This window comes from Okeania sp. SIO2B9 (assembly GCF_010672505.1).
Classification (GTDB): Bacteria; Cyanobacteriota; Cyanobacteriia; order Cyanobacteriales; family Microcoleaceae; genus Okeania; species Okeania hirsuta.
This window is the reverse complement of sequence record NZ_JAAHGK010000750.1, coordinates 1-3,870: the sequence shown is the minus strand read 5'-3', so window position 1 is coordinate 3,870 and position 3,870 is coordinate 1. Positions and strand designations below refer to the sequence as shown.

The following is a 3,870-nucleotide window of genomic DNA, read 5'->3' as shown; positions in this document are numbered from 1 at the left end:
TTCATGTCAAATTGGAGGATACTTATGGTGCAATTATAGAGCAAAGATTACAACAGTGTCCTGTATTAAAAGACCGGAAAGTTGAGGTAATGAATTTTGGTGTACAGGGTTATGGAACAGCTCAACAGTTGATGACTTTAAGACATCATGTTTGGGATTATGCACCAGATTTAGTAATATTAGTTTTTTATGCTGGTAATGACCTCCGCAATAATTATCGCGCTTTAGAACACGATCATCTCAGACCTTATTTTGTCTATAAAAATGGTCAACTTGTTGAAGATATGTCATTCCGCGATTTAAAATTTTGGGAGAGAGATCGTTATAACTTTTCTATAGTAGATTTTTTGCCATTTTGGTCTGTGCAAAATTATCGGATTTTACAACTAATTAGAAAGGTGGATATTGATGCTAAACGCCGTCAGTTTGAAAAAGATTATAGTGAAATTAATCTAGCTTTTTACAAGGAACCACAATCAAATTATGATTGGGAAGAAACCTGGAAAGTTACTGAAGGTTTAATTAAACTAATGAGAGATGAAGTATATGATAAAGGGTCAGATTTTATGGTAATAACAGCCAGTGATTCTTATCAAGTTTTACCAGATATTCAAAAGCGTGATGGATTTAGAAAATCTTTGAATGTACCGAATTTATTTTATCCAGATATTCGGTTAAAAAATTTTGGTAAGGAGGAAAATATACCAGTGTATAATTTAGCTGGACCTATTTGGGATGAAGCGAAAAAAACGGGTAAATGTTTGCATGGTTTTGATAATGCGGTTCCTTGTGGAGGTCATTGGAATATAGCAGGTCATAAATTTGTCGGGGAAATAATGGGAAATTATTTGTGTGAACAATATACTACTCGATTAAGCAAAGAAGGTAAAAGGGAAACCCTCTAATATCGTTTCACGGAAGTCAGAAGTCAAAAGTTAGATTTAATAGGCTAAAAATTTTGACAATACAGTAGTTTCAGGCAATTATTTGACACTTAAAGGAATGAAGCTATTTGTGACATCCTTAAAGTGAATTGGTATAAATTTATTTATCTTTTCTTTTGTGGGTTTAATACCCCACCGTCTACAGAATGCTTAAAATTGTTTGGGTTTGAATACCGATGTAATTAGAGCTTCTGCCTTCTGCCTTTCCTACGCAATGCTGGGCAAACAGCACACATCGCCTCCAGAATGTAGGACGCACATCTGACAGTCAATCATTTTTGATTTGTAATTGTTTTAGGATTTTGTAACTGGTCAGTTATTTCCGCCATCCTGCAATAGCTGCCTTCTTCAAGGAATTTGTTAAGGATGCTTTATACCAAAGCACTTTGTTTCTCAAAATAATTCTTTTTTTTGGCTTTTCATAAATTAAAATACTTGCTGGAAAAAAAAATTTTATTGGTAATCGAAAAAAGTTTCAGTAAGTTTAAAAATTAATATAGCATTTTTCTACAGACACGAAGTACTTATGTTTATGGTTTTAGGGAATAGGTAGTAAGAAAGATGGGGAGACAGAATAGGAAACAAACAAAAAATCTTTACCGTTGGCCGTACCAAATCGATCTCCGAATATGCTGTAATTAATAATTAAAAATTATTTTTGGCTCTCTCTTGAAAATGGATGGGATTGGCGAATAGGATTTCTTCTTTAAGTAAGAAGATTTATAGCAGTGGAAGGAAAAGTGAAGACATATCAAAAGCTGAAAACTCAGACAAAGCAATATTTTTCCTTCTGCCTTCTGCCTTCTGCCTTCTGCCTTCTTCCTTCTTCCTTCTTTCTTCTTCCTTCTGCTATAAACCTTAATTATTTGGTAAATAAAAATTCAGCAATGCCATGAAAAATTTTAAATGGATGCAGGGAATCAAAACAGGATTCAGTCTAGTTACGATTAACTTAGTTTTAGGATTTATAGGATTAGAGATTGTATCATTAGGTTTTTATTATTTTCAGGAAAATCGACTATTTTATACGAGAGAAAGTACTATTTCCAAAGTAAGAGAAGACCTGGAAAAAACTGGAACTAGACTGGGTGCAAATTTAGATAATGAATCAATATTAGAGCGAATACATCCGTTTTTTGGCTATGTGCTAAAAGCAGGAAGTTTTACCCATGAAGAGTCGGGAATAAGAATTAATAATTATGGTTTTGTCTCTCAGTACAATTATCCTTTTGTTAAAAGTAATAAGAATCAATTTATTATTGGTATTTTTGGCGGTTCAGTTGCGAATAATTTTGCCGTTGGTCTGAACATTAATCAATCCAGAGGTAATGAAGAATTTATCAATAACTTAAAAAGTATACCTGAGTTAGTAGATAAAGAAATAATCATCCTATGTTTTTCGGGGGGAGGTTATAAACAACCACAGCAATTATTGATTTTAAATTATTTTCTTTCTATCGGCCAAGAATTTGATATGGTCATCAATATAGATGGTTTTAATGAAGTAGCTCTATCTCATCAAAATAATCAAGCAAAAATAGAATTAACTCTACCAAGCATACAACATATTTTACCTTTAACAAGGTTAGCTAGTGATGATTTGTCTGTAATGAAAGCAATTGTTAAAATTAGCGAACTGAAACAGAATTTATCAACTGCTATTAATAAGTTAGAAAGTTGTCAACTAGCTTCGTGCCATAGTTTGAGAAGTTTGCAAGTCAAAGGATTATTAGAAAGCTATCAAAAAGAGATTATTAAATACGATCGACAGATAGCTCGAAATTCTCAAAACCTTGATAGTGACAGTCTAGTACATTTGAAGAAGATGCCTGAAGTATTAGAATATGAGGTAGCTTTTGAGAAGATAGCAGAAAATTGGTATGAATCATCACTAACAATGAATCAGATTTTAGCCGAGAGAAATAAATGGTATTTTCATTTTATTCAACCTAATCAATATTATCCGACTGAAAGAGTTTTTAGCCCGGCAGAAAAAGTTCTAATTATTGAAGGAAATCCTTATTCAATAGGAGTAAAAAAAGGTTACCCAATGTTATTTTCTAAAATTAATAACTTACGAAAAGCCAACGTAAATATATTTAATGGTGTGAATATTTTTGATGAAGAAAAAGAAGTAGTTTATCGAGATGCTTGCTGCCACTATAATTTTGTTGGAGACACAATTTTAGAAAGGTTTGTTGCTAATTCCATCAAAAATGTAATGGAGAATCAAGATAAAAATTAGAGTAATATAACAGTTGAAGGGTAAACATTTCCTGCGAAATGCTGCGCAAACAGCGGTCAGCTATCAGCTTCATTACCTTTAGTTGACAACTAAAACTCGTCGTTCTTGTGCTTCAATTCTCTGGTTGAAAATGTAGTATAGCTTAAGCGAATGCTTGCTTCATTTATTAAAAATATCAGAGCTAACTGTTAATAGGTGAATGCTTACTTTGAAGGAAAGGAAACTGAGATACCAAAAGATTAAAGCTCAGACAACGTTAGATTTTTCCAACTTCAGCCTTCTTCCTTCTGCTGTATTATCTGGCTTAAAATTGAAAGTTAGTTAATATGAAATATCAAAAAGAATACTATGAATAATTTCCCTGCTTAAAAGACTTTACCTAGAAATGTCGATTTGAATAAAAACAGGATTTGACTCTAACTAAATGATATATAGACTATTCCTACTAAACATCCCCAATAATAAAAAATCAAATCAATTATTCCACTCTTATTCATCAATTCTTTCTCCCTGCTCCCTGCTTCCTACTCCCTATGCGTGGAGGAGGTGTCTACTGATATCATGTCCGGTAGCATCGGTCTTGTATAGCAAAGGTAAGGAAGAAGGAAGAAGGAAGAAGGAAGAAGAAAGAGGGAAGAGGAAAGAAGGCTACCCTCGCAAGAAAAAACCATCATTTCCTGT

The 3,870-nt window shown here is 32.9% G+C and carries 2 protein-coding genes; both read left to right on the top strand.

Translation table 11 applies throughout. From position 1 onward, the window contains the following. Window positions 1–905, top strand: a 905-nt coding sequence (locus F6K13_RS22765) for an SGNH/GDSL hydrolase family protein (protein ID WP_287288468.1), incomplete at its 5' end; no start/stop codon positions are given. Between the two features lie 931 nt (window positions 906–1,836). Then, complete coding sequence (locus tag F6K13_RS22760) at window positions 1,837–3,189, top strand: hypothetical protein (protein WP_124146023.1); 1,353 nt, start codon at window positions 1,837–1,839, stop codon at window positions 3,187–3,189. Window positions 3,190–3,870 lie beyond the last annotated feature (681 nt).

What these genes read in the sequence shown, in the direction of transcription:
- F6K13_RS22760 (WP_124146023.1), top strand. Translation starts at nt 1,837, where the DNA reads ATGAAAAATTTTAAATGGATGCAGGGAATCAAAACAGGATTCAGTCTA.